This is a genomic window from Diaphorobacter oryzae DSM 22780, from assembly GCF_059568935.1.
In genome coordinates this window covers 414,853-432,945 of record NZ_JCANUL010000002.1, presented here as the reverse complement: position 1 = coordinate 432,945, position 18,093 = coordinate 414,853, and the positions used below count along the sequence as shown (strand labels likewise).

The 18,093-nt window shown below is 68.8% G+C and carries 12 protein-coding genes; all 12 read right to left on the bottom strand.

Annotated features, from left to right (window positions below):
• Positions 1-3: 3 nt before the first annotated feature.
• The 12 genes from BP68_RS05225 to BP68_RS05170 all read right to left on the bottom strand — a co-directional run bounded on the left by BP68_RS05225 (position 4) and on the right by BP68_RS05170 (position 17,956).
• Positions 4-1,338, bottom strand: a complete 1,335-nt coding sequence (locus BP68_RS05225; protein WP_496369553.1) for an NnrS family protein — start codon at positions 1,336-1,338, stop codon at positions 4-6.
• A gap of 42 nt (positions 1,339-1,380) precedes the next feature.
• Positions 1,381-2,058, bottom strand: coding sequence for a carbonic anhydrase (locus tag BP68_RS05220; protein WP_496369552.1), 678 nt, complete (start codon positions 2,056-2,058; stop codon positions 1,381-1,383).
• Positions 2,059-2,081: 23 nt separating this feature from the next.
• A complete protein-coding gene (locus BP68_RS05215) occupies positions 2,082-2,927 on the bottom strand; it encodes a peptidylprolyl isomerase (RefSeq protein ID WP_496369551.1) in 846 nt (281 codons plus the stop codon).
• An 88-nt stretch (positions 2,928-3,015) separates the two neighbouring features.
• Entirely contained in the window at positions 3,016-3,753 is a 738-nt protein-coding gene (gene narI / locus BP68_RS05210; RefSeq protein WP_496369550.1) for a respiratory nitrate reductase subunit gamma, read from the bottom strand.
• Complete coding sequence (narJ, locus tag BP68_RS05205; protein ID WP_496369549.1) at positions 3,750-4,448, bottom strand: nitrate reductase molybdenum cofactor assembly chaperone; 699 nt, start codon at positions 4,446-4,448, stop codon at positions 3,750-3,752. Before narJ ends, narI begins: the two co-directional genes overlap by 4 nt.
• Before the next feature lie 11 nt (positions 4,449-4,459).
• Positions 4,460-5,983, bottom strand: a complete 1,524-nt coding sequence (narH, locus tag BP68_RS05200) for a nitrate reductase subunit beta (RefSeq protein WP_496369548.1) — start codon at positions 5,981-5,983, stop codon at positions 4,460-4,462.
• A gap of 18 nt (positions 5,984-6,001) precedes the next feature.
• Positions 6,002-9,790, bottom strand: coding sequence for a nitrate reductase subunit alpha (locus BP68_RS05195; RefSeq protein ID WP_496369547.1), 3,789 nt, complete (start codon positions 9,788-9,790; stop codon positions 6,002-6,004).
• A 47-nt stretch (positions 9,791-9,837) separates the two neighbouring features.
• A complete protein-coding gene (locus BP68_RS05190) occupies positions 9,838-11,283 on the bottom strand; it encodes a NarK family nitrate/nitrite MFS transporter (protein WP_496369546.1) in 1,446 nt (481 codons plus the stop codon).
• An 18-nt stretch (positions 11,284-11,301) separates the two neighbouring features.
• Positions 11,302-12,615 carry an MFS transporter gene (locus BP68_RS05185; protein ID WP_496369545.1) on the bottom strand — a complete coding sequence of 438 codons (1,314 nt, stop codon included), beginning with the start codon at positions 12,613-12,615 and terminating at the stop codon, positions 11,302-11,304.
• 148 nt (positions 12,616-12,763) lie between these two features.
• A complete protein-coding gene (locus BP68_RS05180; RefSeq protein WP_496369544.1) occupies positions 12,764-13,435 on the bottom strand; it encodes a response regulator in 672 nt (223 codons plus the stop codon).
• Positions 13,432-15,351 (bottom strand): type IV pili methyl-accepting chemotaxis transducer N-terminal domain-containing protein, encoded by a 1,920-nt coding sequence (locus BP68_RS05175; RefSeq protein WP_496369543.1) that lies wholly within the window; start codon positions 15,349-15,351, stop codon positions 13,432-13,434. Before BP68_RS05175 ends, BP68_RS05180 begins: the two co-directional genes overlap by 4 nt.
• Positions 15,352-15,520: 169 nt before the next feature.
• Positions 15,521-17,956 (bottom strand): adenosylcobalamin-dependent ribonucleoside-diphosphate reductase, encoded by a 2,436-nt coding sequence (locus BP68_RS05170; RefSeq protein WP_496369542.1) that lies wholly within the window; start codon positions 17,954-17,956, stop codon positions 15,521-15,523.
• Between the last annotated feature and the right edge of the window lie 137 nt (positions 17,957-18,093).

Below are 18,093 nucleotides of genomic sequence, written 5' to 3'. Positions count from 1 at the left end.
TTCTCAGCCCGGTTTTCCATCCGTGCGCAGCCTGCCGTACCAGCCGCCCAGGCGGGCGCCCCAGACCAGCATGATGGCAGCCCACAGCAGCGCCGCCAGCGCCAGCAGCCAGGGCGCCCAGGCCAGCGGCGCGGCGCCGGCCAGGCGCAGCACGGTGGCCAGCTGCAGCAGCCAGAACAGGCCCCAGACCAGGCGGTCGGCCACCAGGGCGCGCCCGCTGTGACCGCAGGACACGCGCGTGACCATGGCCAACATGAGCGAGCCCAGGCAGCCCATGGTGAGCGCATGCAGCGCCCCCAGGCTCCACACGGGCGAGCCCTGCAGGCCGCTCCAGCCGTGGGCCAGGCCATTGAACACGAAGGCCAGCCCGAGCCACAGAAAGCCCACGTGCAGCATGGCCAGCAGGCGGTTCTTGAAGCTTTGCACCAGACCCCAGCGGTAGGCCAGCCACAGCAGCACGCCGCCGGCCGCCAGCTCCAGCGCCGCGCGCGCCAGCAGCCCGGCCCGGGCCACGGCAGGCGCCCAGTCCGCCATCGGCAGCCACACGGCGACGGCCTCGGCCGCCACGGCCGACAGCATCAGCCACAGCACCCAGAACGGCCGCCAGGCCTGGACCATGGGCAGGGCATTCGAGGTAAAGAAGGGAATCATGCGGTGCGCCACCACCACGTAGACCACGGCAATGAAGCCCCACAGGCCGGTCAGCACCCAGGCGCGCGCCAGGTCGCCGCGCCCGGCCGCCAGGCTCAGCCCCAGGGACGCCACGCACAGGCAGCCCACCAGGCAAGCCGCCGCGATGCTGCGCGCATGCGCCTGGTCCTGCATGGGGCTGCGGCGCACCAGCAGCAGGAACAGCACCGTCATCCACGCCAGGCCCACCCACGCGGCGGCGCAGCCGGCCAGCGCCAGGCCCTGGCCCCAGGCGGCGCCCGCCAGCCAGGCCAGCCAGCCCACGGCCTGCAGCAGCAATGGCGCCGCCAGCCGGGACATGGACCAGGGCTCCACATGCAGCCACTTGGGGCCGGCCGTGAACAGGAAGCCGGCGAAGAACAGGGGGATGAAGCCGAAGCTCATCACCGCCGCATGCGCCAGCGACGGGGCGACGGCATAGGGCAGCGCCACGGCGGCGCTCACGCGGTCGGCCTGCACCAGCGCCCACCACAGGCCCGACGCGACCAGCAGCAGCATGGCCAGGAAGAAGCCCAGCCGGTGGGGGGCCAGTGCCAGATGGCGCACGCGCCAGCGGCGGTCGAGCCGCGCCAGCGCCTCGGGCGGCGGGCCGCCCGCCGCCGGGGGCGCGGAGCGCAGGGGTATCACGGGGCGCCGTCCGTCCGTCATGGCGTCACGCCCCTTGGCAGCGCGGCCGCGGCGCGCCGCACGTCAATCCACAAGCACTTGTCCATCATGTTCCACATAAGGAGGGTAAGGGCCGGTGCCACTGCTTTGCGCCTTCGAGGCGGCGACGAAGCCGCCACTCTTGAAGTCGAACACGTGGACCTCGCCGTCTTCGATCACATAGTGCCAGCCGTGCAGCGTGATGTCCCCGTCCTCCACCCGGCGGCGCACCATGGGATAGTCCATGAGCCTCTCAAGCTGCAGCACCACGGCGCGCTGCTCCGTGCGGCGCAGGGCCTCGGGGCTGGGCTGCACCGGCAGCGCGGCCTCGCGCCCCAGGTCCAGCCAGCGCTGCAGGTTCTGCGCCTCGGGCGAGACCTCACCATACAGTGCCTTGATGGCCCCACAGTGGCTGTGGCCACAGACCACGATGCGGCTGACGTTGAGGCTGAGCACCGCGAACTCGATGGCCGCCGCCGTGCCGTGGTGGCCGTGGGAGCCGTCATAGGGCGGCACGAAGGCCCCCACGTTGCGCACCAGGAACAGCTCGCCCGGCCCCGCGCCCGTGAGCAGGTAGGGCACGAGGCGCGAGTCCGAGCAGCCGATGAACAGCGTCGTGGGGTGCTGGCCCTGGTCCACGAGCGCCTGGAACTGCTCGCGGTACTGGGGGAAGGCATCCAGATGGAAGCGGCGCAGCCGCTGCAGCAGTTCGTCGTCTGGCATGTCGGGCCTTTCCTGGGCGCCAGCTACTGCACGAGGGGGGTGTCGGCGGCGTCGAGCTGCACGCCCTCGATGTCGGCCGCGCCGGCGAGCAGCTGCAGGTACTGGCGCAGCGCGTTCACCCAGGCCTGCTGGCGCAGCAGCAGGGCCACGGAGGCACGCACCTCCTCGAAGTCCATGGCGCGGCCGGCCTCGCGCCCGCAGACCTCCACCACATGCAGGCCGAAGCGGCTGTGCACCAGGCGGGCCAGCACGCCGACCTCGGCCGTGCCGAAGATTTCGCGCGCGAACTCGGGCGCGCAGTCGTCCCGCGTGAGCCAGCCCAGCTCGCCGCCCTGCTGGCCGGTGGGGCAGTTGGACCATTCGCGCGCGGCCTCGGCGAAGCGCGCGCCGCCGTCGTTGGCGCAGCGCAGCTCCAGCAGCAGGGCCTCGGCGCGCAGGCGCAGCTGCTTCACATCCACCCCGGGGGTGACGGCGAACAGCACATGGCGCAGGTGCACGCGCTCGCCCTGCCCCGCCAGCGTGGGGTGCGCGGCGTGGTAGCGACGGCAGGCCTCCTCGGAGGGCTCGGGCACCTGCAGGGCCTGGTCGAGCAGGCGCTCGATGGCCTGGGACGCCTCGGCGCTGGTCGCGCCGTCGGTGCCGGGTGGGTCGCCGGCGGCCAGCAGGCCCTCGCGCTGCGCCTGCTGGCGCAGCAGCTCGGTGCAGGCGCGCTGGCGCAGGGCTTCGGGCGCCAGCGGCTCGCCGGGTGCGTGCAGGGGCACGCCGTTGATGCGGGCCACGGGGGCGTCAGAGGCATCGGGCGTTGCGGTGGCGAGAGGGGCGCTGGTGGCGCAGCCGCAGGCGCCCGATCCGCAGGTGGTGGTGTTCATGGGGTTCTCCGGGGTGAGCGGGAGGGCCGGCGGCGCATTTGAAGCCAAATATGCATCCAGCCCTTATCCAGCAAGCGTTACAAGCTATTTAATGAATAGCACCACGGTTGTCCGGCTGGTTGTGGCCGGCGGGCAGGTTCAGGCGCCGCGCACGCACCAGCTGGTAGGGACGCGCGATGTAGGCCAGCGTGCCGAAGCCGCTCCACACGTGCACCAGACGGGTGAACGGGAAGATCAGGAACACCGTCATGCCCAGGAACATGTGGGCCTTGAACACCCAGCCGGCATTGGCCAGCAGCTCCACGGCGCCCGTGCGGAAGGTGACGATGCGCTGCGCCCATTCGGCGAGCAGCATCATCATGGAGCCGTCCAGGTGCTGGGCCGACAGCGGGATGGTGGCCAGGCCCAGCGCCAGTTGCACCCACAGGATCCACAGCAGCAGGATGTCGCTGGTCTTGGAGGTGGCGCGGATGCGCGCATCCGACAGGCGGCGGTGCAGCAGCAGCGTGACGCCGATGAAGGCCAGCACGCCGGCGATGCCGCCCGAGACCATGGCCATGAGCTGCTTGGCACCCGCGCTCATGAACGACTCGTACACGAAGTGCGGCGTGAGCATGCCCACGGTGTGGCCGAAGAACAGGAACAGCACGCCGACGTGGAACAGGTTGCTGCCCCAGCGCAGGCTCTTGGTGCGCAGCAGCTGCGAGGAGTCGCTCTTCCAGGTGTACTGGTCGCGGTCGAAGCGCGCCCAGCTGCCGACGAAGAACACGGCCAGGCAGATGTAGGGGTAGAGGCCGAACAGCAGGGTGTCGATCCAGGCGGTCATACCGAGGCTCCTTGGTTGTTGGAAGCACGTGCGTTGCGCACGAAATGCAGGGGCTGCGGCTGGCCGGGCCGGTTCTGGCCCTTCGTGCTGCAGCCGTCGAAGGCGGCGGGCTCGGCCCAGGTCTCGTCCAGCCCGGGCTCGGGCGCGATGGCCACGGCCTGCACGCGCTGGCCTGCCACCTCCAGCACCGCGGCGATCACACTGGCGTAGGGGTTGGCGCGATCGGCCAGGGCCGTGAACAGGGCGTTCAGGATGTGGGCCATCTCGCCCAGGAATTCCTGGGCCACGGCCGGCGGCTGGGTCGAGGCGAACTCCAGCACCACCGACAGGTGGTCCGGCAGCTCGGGCGCCTCGAAGCGCAGGCCGGCGCGCTCGTAGGTCTGCATCAGGTCGATCAGCGCGGGACCGCGGTCGCGCGAGTCGCCGTGCACATGCTCGAACAGGTGCAGCGAGGTTTGCCGCCCACGGTCGAAGGTGTCCACGTAGCGCGCCTCGGCCTCGTAGGCATCGAGCCCGCCGACCTGGGCGCACAGCGCCTCGATCTCGGCCACGCGCGCGGCGGGCAGGGCCTGCTCCAGGCGCAGCGCGTCGATCAGGCCGGGCATCTGGGCGCGCAGCTCGGCGTCGGGGTAGCCCACCAGGCGCGCCAGCGCACGCAGCGTGAGGCGCAGGGATTCGGGTGTCTTCTTGAACATGTGAGCCCTCCTCAGACCACGGCCTTGATGGGAATGGTGCGGGGTTTCTTGCCGCCGAACATGCTGACCTCGGTCGATCCGTCCGAGCAGCCGTTGCCGAACGAGAAGCCGCAGCCGCCACGCACGTCGAAGGCGTTCTCCGCGTATTCGCGGTGCGTGGAGGGGATCACGAAACGGTCCTCGTAGTTGGCGATGGCCATCACGTGGTACATGTCCTCCACGTCGTGCACCGACAGGCCCGCCTGCTGCAGCACCGCCAGGTTCTGGCGCTGCTCCACATGCTTGCCGCGCTGGTAGGCGCGCATGGCCAGCATGCGCTCGAGCGCGCGCACCACGGGGCCGGTGTCGCCAGCCGTGAGCAGGTTGGCCAGGTACTGCACGGGGATGCGCAGCTGCGAGACGTCGGGGATCTCGCCGTTCACGCCCACGTGGCCGGCGTTCGCGGCGGCCGTGATCGGCGACAGCGGCGGCACGTACCAGACCATGGGCAGCGTGCGGTACTCGGGGTGCAGGGGCAGGGCCACCTTCCAGTCCACCGCCATCTTGTAGACGGGGCTGTTGCGGGCGGCTTCCATCCAGGCATCGGGGATGCCGTCGATGCGCGCCTGGCGGATCACGTCCGGGTCGTTCGGGTCCAGGAAGATGCCGAGTTGCGCCTCATACAGGTCGCGGTCGCGCTCCACGCTGGCGGCTTCCTCGATGCGGTCGGCGTCGTACAGCAGCACGCCCAGGTAGCGGATGCGGCCCACGCAGGTCTCGGAGCACACCGTGGGCTGGCCGGCCTCGATGCGCGGGTAGCAGAAGATGCATTTCTCGGCCTTGCCGGTCTGCCAGTTGTAGTAAATCTTCTTGTACGGGCAGCCCGACACGCACATGCGCCAGCCGCGGCACTTGTCCTGGTCGATCAGCACGATGCCGTCTTCCTCGCGCTTGTAGATCGAGCCGCTGGGGCACGATGCCACGCACGCCGGGTTCAGGCAGTGCTCGCACAGGCGCGGCAGGTACATCATGAAGGTGTTCTCGAACTGGCCGTAGATGTCCTTTTGCACGTCCTCGAAGTTCACGTCCTTCGAGCGCTTGCTGAACTCGCCGCCCAGGATTTCCTCCCAGTTCGGGCCCCATTCGATCTTCTCCATGCGCTGGCCGGTGATCAGGCTGCGCGGGCGCGCGGTGGGCGCTGCCTTCATCTCGGGCGCCGACTGCAGGTGGTCGTAGTCGAAGGTGAAGGGCTCGTAGTAGTCGTCGATCTGCGGCAGGTTGGGGTTGGCGAAGATGCGCATGAGCAGCTTCCACTTGCCCCCCTGGCGCGGAACGACGGTGCCGTCGGCCTGGCGCGTCCAGCCGCCGTTCCACTTGTCCTGGTTCTCCCATTCCTTGGGGTAGCCGATGCCGGGCTTGGTCTCGACGTTGTTGAACCAGGCGTACTCCATGCCGGGCCGGCTGGTCCACACGTTCTTGCAGGTGACAGAACAGGTATGGCAGCCGATGCACTTGTCCAGGTTCAGCACCATGCCGATTTGTGCGCGAATTTTCATCGTGGTTCTCCTTATCGGTCAGGCGCTGTGGGCGCCAGCAGGGGCCTCGTCGTCCATCCAGTCGACGCGGCGCATCTTGCGCACCAGCACGAACTCATCGCGGTTGGTGCCGATGGTCCCGTAGTAGTTGAAGCCGTAGCTGTACTGCGCGTAGCCGCCGATCATGTGCGTGGGCTTGAGCACGATGCGCGTGACGGAGTTGTGGATGCCGCCGCGTGTGCCCGTGATTTCCGAACCCGGGGTGTTGATGATCTTTTCCTGGGCGTGGTACATCATCACCATGCCGGGGTTCACGCGCTGGCTCACCACCGCACGCGCCGCGATGGCGCCATTGGCGTTAAACAGTTCCACCCAGTCGTTGTCCACGATGCCGCCGCGCTTGGCGTCGTCCTCGCTGAGCCAGATCACCGGGCCGCCGCGGTTGAGCGTGAGCATGTGCAGGTTGTCGCTGTACGTGCTGTGGATGCCCCATTTCTGGTGCGGGGTGATGAAGTTCAGCGCGATCTCGGGGTTGCCATTGGGCTTCTTGCCCTCGACCTCGTGCAGCGTCTTCAGGTGCACGGGCGGGCGGTAACTCACGAAGCCCTCGCCGAAGTCGCGCATCCAGGGGTGGTCCTGGTAGAACTGCTGGCGGCCCGTGAGGGTGCGCCATGGGATCAGCTCGTGCACGTTGGTGTAGCCGGCGTTGTAGCTGACCTTCTCGCTCTCCAGCCCGCTCCAGGTGGGCGAGCTGATGATCTTGCGCGGCTGGGCCTGGATGTCGCGGAAGCGGATCTTCTCGTCCTCGCGGTGCAGCGCCAGGTGCACGTGGTCGCGCCCGGTCTGCTTGCCCAGGGCCTCCCAGGCCTTGCAGGCCACATGGCCGTTGGTCTCGGGGGCCAGCATCATCACCACCTCGGTGGCGTCGATGTCCGTCACGATGCGCGGCATGCCCTGCGTGGCGCCTTCCTCGCGCACACGGCCGTTCAGGTCGCCCAGCTGCGTCACCTCGGTCTGGGTGTTCCAGGAAATGCCCTTGCCGCCGTTGCCGACCTTGTCCATCAGCGGCCCCAGGGCCGTGAAGCGCTTGTAGGTGTTGGGGTAGTCGCGCTCGACCACCGTGATCTGCGGCGCGGTCTTGCCGGGCACCAGCTCGCACTCGCCCTTCTTCCACTCGCGCACGCCGTAGGGCTGGGCCAGCTCGGCCGGGGTGTCGTGCATGATGGGGGTGAGCACGACCTCCTTCTCCACGCCCAGGTGGCCCGTGCAGACCTCGCTGAAGGCCTTGGCAAAGCCCTTGTAGATCTCCCAGTCGCTCTTGGCCTGCCAGGCCGGATCCACGGCCGCGGACAGCGGGTGGATGAAGGGGTGCATGTCGCTGGTGTTGAGGTCGTTCTTCTCGTACCAGGTGGCCGTGGGCAGCACGATGTCGGAGTACAGGCAGGTGGTGCTCATGCGGAAGTCCAGCGTGACCAGCAGGTCCAGCTTGCCCTCCGGTGCCTGCGCATGCCACTTCACCTCCTCGGGCTTGGCCTCCTGGGGGCCCAGGTCCTTGCCCTGCACGCCGTGCGTGGTGCCCAGCAGGTGCTTGAGGAAATACTCATGCCCCTTGCCCGAGCTGCCCAGGATGTTGGAGCGCCACACGAACATGTTGCGCGGCCAGTTGGCGGGATGGTCCGGGTCCTCGCAGCTCATGGTGAGCGAGCCGTCCTTGAGCGACTGCACCACGTAGTCCTTGGCATCCAGGCCGCGGGCCTGGGCGTCGCGCACCACCTGCAGCGGATTGGTCTGCAGCTGCGGGGCGCTGGGCAGCCAGCCCATGCGCTCGGAACGCACGTTGAAGTCGATCATCGAGCCGCCGTAGGCCCCCTGGTCGGCCAGCGGCGAAAGCACCTCGTCCACCCCCAGCTTCTCGTAGCGCCACTGGTCGGTGTGGGCGTAGAAGAAGCTGGTGGAGTTCTGCTGGCGCGGCGGGCGGATCCAGTCCAGCGCGAAGGCCAGGGCCGTCCAGCCGGTCTGCGGGCGCAGCTTCTCCTGGCCCACGTAGTGCGACCAGCCCCCGCCGCTCTGGCCAATGCAGCCGCACAGCATCAGCATGTTGATGATGCCGCGGTAGTTCATGTCGCAGTGGTACCAGTGGTTCATGGCCGCGCCGATGATGACCATGGACTTGCCGCGGGTCTTGTCGGCGTTGTCGGCGAACTGGCGCGCGATGGTGGTCACCTGGTCGCGCGGCACGCCGGTGATCTTCTCCTGCCACGCGGGCGTGTAGGGCGCGTTGGCGTCGTAGCCACCGTCCGCCCCCTCGCCGGCCAGGCCGCGGTGGATGCCGTAGTTGGCGGCCAGCAGGTCGAAGACCGTGGCCACGGCCACGCGGCCCTCGACCCCGTCGCCGGCCATGTCCAGATGGGTGACCGGCACGCGGCGCACCAGCACGTCGCCGTTCTGGTCGTTGGCCTTGAAGTTCGGCGACTCGATGCCACCGAAATAGGGGAAGGCCACGTCGGCCACCTCATGCGCCTGCGCACCGTCCTCCAGCACCGAGAGCTTGAGCCTCACGTCGCTGCCGGTACGGGCCTCCTTGGCCTCCAGGTTCCACAGGCCCTGGTCCGGGCGCCCTTCCGCGCCCCAACGGAAGCCGATGGAGCCATTGGGCAGGGCCACGTTGCCATGCTCGTCATAGGCCACGGTCTTCCAGTCGGGGTGGTTGCCCTGGTCAAGCTTGCCGGGGAAGTCGCTGGCGCGCACGTAGCGGTCGGGCACCATGGCCGTGCGGCCGTCGGGGAGCTTCTTTTCCTTGAGCACCACCAGCAGCGGCAAATCGGTGTAGCGGCGCGCGTAGTCGTCGAAGTAGGCCGAGCGCTTGTCGAAGTAGAACTCCTTCAGGATCACGTGGCCCATGGCCATGGCCACGGCGGCGTCGGTGCCCTGCTGCGGGTGCATCCACAGGTCGGCCAGCTTGGCCACCTCGGAGTAGTCGGGCGTCACGGCCACGACCTTGGCGCCCTTGTAGCGCACCTCGGTGAAGAAGTGGGCGTCGGGCGTGCGCGTCTGGGGCACGTTGGAACCCCAGGCGATGATGTAGTTGCTGTTGTACCAGTCGGCCGACTCGGGCACGTCGGTCTGCTCGCCCCATACCTGCGGGCTGGACGGCGGCAGGTCGCAGTACCAGTCATAGAAGCTCATGCACACGCCGCCGATCAGGCCCAGGTAGCGCGAGCCCGCGGCGTAGGAAATCATGGACATGGCCGGGATCGGCGAGAAGCCGATGATGCGGTCCGGCCCATGCTTCTTGATGGTGTAGACGTTGGCCGCCGCGATCATCTGGTTGACCTCGTCCCAGGTGCTGCGCACGAAGCCGCCCAGGCCGCGCTGTTTCTGCCATTCGCGGCGCGCGCCGTCGTTCTCGACGATGGCGGCCCAGGCATCCACCGGGCTCTTGGCCACGGCCAGCGCCGCCCGCCAGTGCTTGAGCAGGCGGCCGCGCACCATGGGGTACTTCACGCGGTTGGCGCTGTACAGGTACCAGCTGTAGCTGGCGCCGCGCGCACAGCCGCGCGGCTCGTGGTTGGGCAGATCGGGACGCGTGCGCGGATAGTCGGTCTGCTGGGTTTCCCAGGTGACGATGCCGCCCTTGACGTAGATCTTCCACGAGCAGGAGCCCGTGCAGTTCACGCCGTGGGTGGAGCGCACGATCTTGTCGTGCGCCCAGCGGTCGCGGTAGGCGTCTTCCCAGGTGCGGTCTTCACCATTGGTCTGGCCGTGGCCCTGCGCGAAGGTTTCGCGCGGCTGCGCGAAGTACGAGAGACGGTCGAGAAAATGACTCATCGTGGAACTCCTTTGAAATCGTTGTGGCTCAGCGTTGCGGCCAGGGCTCAGCAGGGCATCTCGGCGTTCTTGCGCGAGTAGTACCACCAGGTGATGACGATGCACATGGCGTAGAAGACGGCGAACATCCACAGCGCGAACTCCGGGCCGCCCGTGGCCGCGATCGAACTGCCGTAGCTCTTGGGGATGAAGAAGCCGCCGTAGGCCCCGAGCGCCCCCGCAAAGCCCACGGCCGCTGCGCCCTCGGTGTTGCCGTCCTTGATGGCCTGGGCCTTCGCGGCCTCGTCATTGCCGCGCAGCTCGCGCAGCTTCTGCGTGAGGAAGATCACGGGGATCATGCGGAAGGTGGAACCGTTGCCGATGCCCGTGGTGAAGAACAACACCAGGAACATCAGGAAGAAGCCGGTGAAGCTGCCTTCGGCCGGGCCGAAGGGCATGGAGAAGCCCCCCGCCCCCTTGGGCAGGAAGCACAGCACGCCCAGCACGGCCAGGGCCATGACGATGAAGTTCCAGAAGGTGACCACGCCGCCACCCACCTTGTCCGCCAGCCAGCCGCCGAAGGGCCGGACCACGGCGCCCACCAGCGGCCCCATCCAGGCATAGGCCAGCGGATTCACCTCGGGGAACAGGGCCTTGATCAGCAGCGGAAAGCCCGCGGCAAAGCCGATGAACGAACCGAACGTGCCGAGGTACAGCACGCACATGACCCAGTTGTGCTTGCGCCGGAAAATGGCGGCCTGGGCGGCGAAGCTGGCCTTGGCGTCGGCGATGTCGTTCATGCCGAACCAGGCCGCCAGGGACGCCAGGGCAATCCACGGCACCCAGATGAAGGCCGCGTTCTGCGCCCACACCATCTGCTCCTGGCCATTCTTGACGATGGTCTGCGGGTCGCCGCCGAACACGCCGAAGATGCCGGCCGTGATGACCAGCGGGCTCAGGAACTGCACCACCGACACGCCCAGGTTGCCCAGGCCCGCGTTCACGCCCAGGGCCGAGCCCTTGCGCTCCTTGGGGAAGAAGAAGCTGATGTTGGCCATGCTGGAGCTGAAGTTGCCCCCGCCCAGGCCGCACAGCAGCGCCAGCATCAGCATGGTCGGGTAGCTGGTGGTGTTGTCCTGCACCGCGTAGCCGATGCCGATCGCAGGGATCAGCAGCGAGGCCGTGGACAGCGCCGTCCAGCGGCGGCCGCCGAAGATGGGCACCATGAAGGAGTAGAAGATGCGCAGCGTGGCGCCCGAGAGCGCCGGCGCCGCCGCCAGCCAGAACAGCTGGTTGGTCGAGTACTTGAAGCCCAGCGCCGGCAGGTTCACGGCGACGACGCTCCAGACCTGCCAGATGCAGAAGGCCAGGAACAGCGCGGGCACCGAGATCCAGAGGTTGATCTTGGCGACGGCCTCGCCCTCGCGTTCCCAGAACGATTTGTCCTCGGGGGTCCAGAGCGTGAGCAGCCGGCCCTTGCGGCCGTTGCCCTGCGAAATGTTGTTGGCAGACATGTTCGGATCTCCGGTGGATCAGCGGGCCGTGGGCACTGCGCCCTCGGCACCATGCGGGGTCATCACGTCGGTGCGGCGCACCTCGGTGAAGTACATCCAGATCAGCGACACCCACACCACGCCGTACATCAACATGAAGGCGCTGGAACGGATGCCGGTCCAGTCCATGAGCACGCCGAACAGGATGGGCAGGATGAAGCCGCCCATGCCGCCCGCCAGGCCCACGATGCCGCTGATGGCACCGATGTTCTTGGGGTAGTCGTCGCTGATGTACTTGAAGACGCTGGCCTTGCCGAAGGCCCAGGCGATGCCCAGCACGAACATGAGGGCGGTGAACAGGTAGACGTTCAGGCCGATGTGGAAGGTGGTGGGTCCGTCCACGGTCTGGATGGTGAAGTCGGTCTGCGGATAGGACAGCAGGAACAGGCAGATCCAGCTCACCCACATCACCCACCAGGTCACGCTGTGCGCGCCGTACTTGTCCGACAGTACGCCGCCGATGGCGCGCAGCACGCCGCCCGGCAGCGAGAAGCAGGCCGCGAGCAACGCCGCCACGCGGATATCCAGGCCGTACTCGCCCACGTAGTACTGCACCATCCACAGGGACAGCGCCACGTAGCCGCCGAACACGATGCTGTAGTACTGGCAGTACTTGAGCACCTTGGGGTCCTTGAGGGCCTTGAGCTGGTCGGTGAACTTGACGTTGCTGGACACCACATGGCTGGGATCGCTGTGGCTGAACAGCCAGAACAGCACCAGCGTGCCCAGCATGATGGCCGCGTACACATGCGGCACGGCGGCCCAGCCGAAGGCCACGAGGATCACCGGCGCCACGAACTTGTTCACGGCCGCGCCCGAGTTGCCCGCGCCGTACACGCCCATGGCCATGCCCTGGCGGTGCTTGGGGAACCAGCGGGCGACATAGGGCGTGCCCACCGAGAACGAGCCGCCGGCCAGACCGACGAACAGCCCGATCACGAGGAAGTGCCAGTACTCGGTGGCGTAACCCATCATCCAGATGGCGGGCACGGTGGCGGCCATGAGCACCGCCATCACGATGCGCCCGCCGTAGCGGTCGGTCCAGATGCCCAACGGCACGCGCACCAGCGAGCCCGTGAGCACCGGCATGGCGGTGAGCAGGCCGAACTGGGTGGAATTGAGGTTCAGCATCTTCTTGATCGGGATGCCGATCACGCCGAACATCATCCAGACCATGAAGCAGACGGTGAAAGCCAGCGTGCTGACGATGAGCACCGACCAGGCCTGCCGGTTGCGGCGGCTGTCGCCGGCGGTGGGTAGTCCCGGCGCGGCTCCTTGAGGCAGATGTGCCATTGCAGTAGTCCTCTCTTGCGGAATGGCTGCAATGGTCCCGCGAACCGGCCGCGCTGCCCATCCTTCGCTGGGACACCACGGACGGTGCAAAAGAACGAGGGCGGCCTGCGCCGCCCTACTCCCAAAGAACTATGTGCGGGCCGGTCGGCTACTCCGCCAGGCGCTGGCGGTCGGAGGCGTACACGGCCGCCTGCACGCGCGAAGACAGTCCCAGCTTGCGCAGGATGTGCTGCACATGGATCTTCACCGTGGTCTCGGCGATGGACAGCTGGCGCGCGATCTCCTTGTTGCTCGCGCCGCGTGCGATCTCGCTCAGCACCTCCTCCTCGCGCGGCGACAGCGGGGAGGCCGGCTCGGCCTCCTCGGGCAGCAGGTCCGGCCCGGGCGCGCCCTGGGACTGGAAGGCGGCCACGAGCTTGCCCATCATCTCGGGGCTGACCACGGGTTCACCGCCGGCGGCACGGCGGATGGCCTCGGCCAGCAAGTCGCCGTCGATGGTCTTGAGCAGGTAGCCCTGCGCGCCGTTGCGCAGCGCGGCCGCCAGGTCCTGCCCGTCCTCGCTCACCGTCAGCATGAGCACGCGGCTGCCGCTCGAGGCCTCGCGCAGCCCGGCGATGGCGTCCACCCCGCGCACGCCGGGCAGATGGTTGTCCAGCAGGATCACGTCGGGCCGCAGCGCCGGCAGCAGGCGCAGGGCCTCCGCGGCGTCCCCGGCCTCGCCCACCACGCGCAGGTCCGGCTGCTGGGACAGCAGGGCCACCAGCCCGCGGCGCAGCAGCGTGTGGTCGTCGATCAGGAACAGGGTGATGGTGGCGTTCATGCGGCAGCGGCGAAGGAAGTAGATGGGCTGGGCGGCGGACTGTCCTCCCGGCCCATGGGAGGCAGCTCCAGGGTCACGCGGGTGCCGTGGCCGTCGGGGCGGGAAGTCAGTTGCAGGCTGGCGCCGATGCGCTGGGCGCGCTCGCGCATGATGCCCAGGCCCACATGCAGCGAATCGGGCGGCACGCCCGCGGGGTCGAAGCCGCTGCCGTCGTCCTGCACCTCGAAGCGCCAGCGCGGGTGGCGCTGCACGCGCAGTTCCACACGGCGCGCGCCGGCATGCTTGCGCACGTTGGACAGCGCCTCCTGCACGATGTGCAGCACCTGGATCTGCACGTCCGGTGCCAGCGGCAGCCCCTGCCCCGACATGCCGAGGACGGTGGCCACGCCGGTCTGGTGTTCGAACTTGGACAGCGTGGCGCGCAGCGCGTCCTCGATGTCCTCGTCCTGGGTGCGCGTGCGAAAGTGCACCAGCAGCTCGCGCACATCGGCATAGCATTCACGCACGCCCACGTCGAGCTCGGCCATGCTGCGGTCGCGGGCCTGCGCATTGCCCTTGGCCACGGCATCGCGCAGCAGCTGGGTCTGGATCTTGAGGAAGGCCAGCGACTGGGCGATGGAGTCGTGCAGCTCGCGCGCGATCAGCTGCCGCTCCTCGGCCACGGCGGCCTCGCGCTCCAGCGCGGTGGCGCGCAGGCTCTCCATGGAGCTGGCCAGATGCCGCGCCATGGTGGACAGCAGCTCGCGCATGCCTTCGGACAGCTCCAGCGGCGTGCGGTAGAACAGCGTCACCTCGCCCAGCAGCCGCTGGTGCAGCTGCACGGGGATGCTGACCACGGTCTCGAAGCCCGCCTCGCGGCAGTGCGGCAGCTGCAGCCCGCCCACCGGCGTGATGGGAATCACGCGCATGCGCGCCTGCTCCCGTTCCTGGCCGCATTCGCAGGAGCCCGTGTTCAGGCAATGCTCCTGCTCGGCCAGGGCATGGGGCAGGCCGTCGGCCGCCAGCAGCACGTAGCGCTCGTTGGCCTCGTCGGACCAGCGCACCGCCGCCGCGTCGCAGCCCGCCACGCGGCGGATCTGCTGGGCGAAGCCCTGGGCCAGCACCTCCAGGCTGCCGGCCTCCGCCGCCAGCGCGCTCACGGCGTAGAGCGCGGACAGGCGTTCGTTGCGCACCTCGACGCTGGCGGTCTTCTCGCGCACCTTGCGCTCCAGGTCTTCGTGCGAGGCCTGCAGCGCATGGGCCATGAGGTTGAAGCCCGCCGCCAGCTGGCCGAACTCGTCGTCCGTCTCCACCTCCAGGCGGGTGGACAGGTCGCCCTGGCGCACGCGCGCCAGCGCCTGCTGCAGCCGCGTCACGGGGTTGAGCACCAGCAGGTAGCTCAGCGCCATGAAGGTCACGGCCGAGCCGATGGCCAGCGCCACCATGAACAGGTGGAACAGGTGCAGCGCCGCCGTCCAGCGCACGATCTGCACCTCGATCGCCTCGACGAAGCTGTCGAGTTCGCGCACGAAGGCGTCGCCGCGCGCCACGGCGGCGGCGCCGCTCTCGGCCGGTGCCGCCGCCTTCCATTCCTGCTGAATGGCCTGCCACTGCGCGCTGACATGCTCATAGCGCTCGCGCGTGTCGTCGCTCCAGGGCACGAACAGCGGCCGCGCGGGGTCGCCCGTGCGCAGCAGCTCCAGCCCCGCCTCGAAGCGCTGCTCGAGCAGGACGAACTCTTCCGGGGATTCGTTTTGCTGCGCCAGCACCATGCGCAGCATGTTCATGCGCAGGCGCCCGGCCTCGTTCACGGCCGCGGCGCCGCCCTCGAGCTGCCAGGTCACCCACAGCGTGAAGCCGATGGACGCCAGGGCCACCAGCAGGAACACCGTGCCCATGGCCAGCAGCTTGGCGGACAGCGAAGGCTTCTTGCGCATGGCGGCAGTGTAGGCACGCAGGCCCGGAATGTCTTGACTTTTATCAAGCACATCCATGCCGTGGCCACCGCCCTCTCATTACATGCCAAAAAGGCATGTAGCGCCCACCCAGCAAGCGCTAATAGCTATTAATTTAATAGCAATTCAATGACTACAGGGCGAACGCGGCTCAGCCGCAGCTGCCCAGCGCGCCGCACTGGGTGCAGTAGTCGCAGCCGTCCTTGCGGATCACGGCATGGGCGCCGCATTCGTGGCATTTCTTGCCTGCCATGGCGGGCGGCATGCCGGTGGACATGACCGGCTCGTCCAGCGGCAGCACCTGCTGCTGGGGCGCGTCGGCGCGGCGCGCCAGGATGTTCTGCACCGCGTAGGCGATGGCCGCAACCTCGGAGTCGTGCCACAGCGGCACGTGGGTGCCGTCGGCCTTTTCGTGGGTGCCCAGCCGCACGGGGCCGCGGTCCCAGGCCACCTTGCGCATGTCGGACAGGGCGCGCTCCAGGAAGCCGCCGCGCGCCGCCAGCGACAGCAGGCGCATGCTGGAGGTGATCCACTGCTGCGACTCGCTGCTCTGCCCCACGGGCATGAAGAACTCGATGGCGCGGTCCACCGTGCCGCCGCGCCCATCGGGCACCGGCAGGAAGGAGACGATCAGGTACAGGCGCTTGTGCCCTTCCTGGGTCCAGTACTCGATCTTCTCGGCCACGGCCGACAGCCCGCCCTTGGGGCGGCTTTCGATCACGATGCGCATCGGGTCGATGGGCTGCGCCGGCTCGGGCGCGGGCTCGCTCTTGGCGGGCTTGGCCTCGGCGGCCGGCACCTCCAGCACGGCGCCCAGGATGCTGTTGGGGCGGTAGGTGGCCAGGCCCTTCAGGCCCGAGTGCCAGGCCTGCAGGTACAGGCCCTTGAAGTCGGCGTAGGGGTAGTCCTCGGGCACGTTCACGGTCTTGGAGATGGCCGTGTCCACGAAGGGCTGCACCGCCTCCATCATCGCCACATGGTCGCCGGCCGCCATGTCCATGGCGCTCACGAAGTAGTCGGGCAACTGGCTCACATTACCGCCCAGCGTGCGGTACAGGCGCCAGGCGTAGTCCTCCACCACGTACTCGCTCTTGCTGCCGTCGGCCTCGCGCTTCCTGCGCGTGTAGGTCCAGGAGAACGGCGGCTCGATGCCGTTGGAGGCGTTGTCGGCGAAGGCCAGGCTCACCGTGCCCGTGGGCGCGATGGACAGCAGGTGGCTGTTGCGGATGCCGTGCTTCTTGATGGACTTCTGGATGTCCTCGGGCAGGCGGCTGGCGAAGGTGCCCTTGGCCAGGTAGCCGTCGGCCTTGAACTTGGGGAAGGCGCCCTTTTCCTTGGCCAGCTCGACGGAGGCGCGGTAGGCCGCGTTGCGCATGCGCTCGGCGATCTGCACCGCCATGTCGCGGCCGTCCTGGCGGTCGTAGCGCTTGCACAGCATGGCCAGGGTGTTGCCCATGCCGGTGAAGCCCACGCCGATGCGGCGCTTGGCCGCCGACTCGGCCTGCTGCTGCGGCAGCGGCCAGAAGGTCACGTCCAGCACGTTGTCGAGCGCGCGCACCTGGGTGGCGACGGCCTGCTCGAAGGCGTCGAAGTCGAACGCCGCCTCGCCGTGCAGGCCGAAGGGGTTGCGCACGAAGCGCGTCAGGATGATGGGGCCCAGGTCGCAGCAGCCGTAGGGCGGCAGCGGCTGCTCGCCGCAGGGGTTGGTGGCCTGGATCGACTCGGTGTAGTGCAGATTGTTGTCGGTGTTGATCTGGTCCAGGAACAGGATGCCCGGCTCGGCGAAGTCGTAGGCCGACTTCATGACCGTGTCCCACAGCTCGCGCGCGCGCACCGTGCGGTACACCCACTGCCCGTCGGCGCGCTGGTGCGCGCCCTTGGCCTGCAGCTCGGTGCCGGGCGTGGCGCCGTGCACCAGCTCCCAGTCGCGGTCCTGCTCCACGGCCTCCATGAAGGCGTCGGGCACGCCCACGGAGACGTTGAAGTTGTTCCAGCGCCCCGGCGTGCGCTTGGCGGTGATGAAGTCCAGCACGTCCGGGTGGTCGATGCGCAGCACGCCCATCTGCGCGCCGCGGCGCGCGCCCGCGCTCTCCACGGTGGAGCAGGACTGGTCGAACACATTGATATAGCTGCACGGGCCGGACGCCATGGACGCCGTGCCCTTGACCAGCGCGCCGCGCGGACGGATGCGCGAGAAGTCGTAGCCCACGCCGCCGCCGCGGCGCATGGTCTCGGCGGCCTCGCGCAGGGCCTCGTAGATGCCGGGGTAGCCGGCGTCGTCCACGCCCTGGATGCAGTCGCCCACGGGCTGCACGAAGCAGTTGATCAGCGTGGCCTGGATGTCGGTGCCGGCAGCGCTCATGATGCGGCCAGCGCCGATGGCGCCCGCGCGCAGGTTGTCCAGGAAGCGCGCCTCCAGCGTCTGGCGCAGGTCCTCGCGCTCCACCGAGGCCAGGGCGCGCGCCACGCGGCGGTACAGGTCTTCCACATCGCTCTCGCCGTCCTTGAAGTATTTCTCCTTCAGCACGTCCAGGCTGATGGGCTGGACGGGCAGGCTGGGGGCGAGGTCGGTGATTTCACGTTGCATGGCGGGGGGCTCCGAAGATGTCTGACAGGCACGCCGCGACCCGAGCGCGGCGGCAATCCCCGTTTGTACACCGCCCACCCGCGCCCTGCCCCACACGCGGATCAAGACCCTGCGCCGCCCTCCGGCCGCCGGCCGGC

Excerpts from the sequence above, each read along its gene's own strand:
- BP68_RS05225 (WP_496369553.1), bottom strand. The coding sequence starts at position 1,338 with ATGACGGACGGACGGCGCCCCGTGATACCCCTGCGCTCCGCGCCCCCG.
- BP68_RS05220 (WP_496369552.1), bottom strand. The coding sequence starts at position 2,058 with ATGCCAGACGACGAACTGCTGCAGCGGCTGCGCCGCTTCCATCTGGAT.
- BP68_RS05215 (WP_496369551.1), bottom strand. The coding sequence starts at position 2,927 with ATGAACACCACCACCTGCGGATCGGGCGCCTGCGGCTGCGCCACCAGC.
- narI (WP_496369550.1), bottom strand. The coding sequence starts at position 3,753 with ATGACCGCCTGGATCGACACCCTGCTGTTCGGCCTCTACCCCTACATC.
- narJ (WP_496369549.1), bottom strand. The coding sequence starts at position 4,448 with ATGTTCAAGAAGACACCCGAATCCCTGCGCCTCACGCTGCGTGCGCTG.
- narH (WP_496369548.1), bottom strand. The coding sequence starts at position 5,983 with ATGAAAATTCGCGCACAAATCGGCATGGTGCTGAACCTGGACAAGTGC.
- BP68_RS05195 (WP_496369547.1), bottom strand. The coding sequence starts at position 9,790 with ATGAGTCATTTTCTCGACCGTCTCTCGTACTTCGCGCAGCCGCGCGAA.
- BP68_RS05190 (WP_496369546.1), bottom strand. The coding sequence starts at position 11,283 with ATGTCTGCCAACAACATTTCGCAGGGCAACGGCCGCAAGGGCCGGCTG.
- BP68_RS05185 (WP_496369545.1), bottom strand. The coding sequence starts at position 12,615 with ATGGCACATCTGCCTCAAGGAGCCGCGCCGGGACTACCCACCGCCGGC.
- BP68_RS05180 (WP_496369544.1), bottom strand. The coding sequence starts at position 13,435 with ATGAACGCCACCATCACCCTGTTCCTGATCGACGACCACACGCTGCTG.
- BP68_RS05175 (WP_496369543.1), bottom strand. The coding sequence starts at position 15,351 with ATGCGCAAGAAGCCTTCGCTGTCCGCCAAGCTGCTGGCCATGGGCACG.
- BP68_RS05170 (WP_496369542.1), bottom strand. The coding sequence starts at position 17,956 with ATGCAACGTGAAATCACCGACCTCGCCCCCAGCCTGCCCGTCCAGCCC.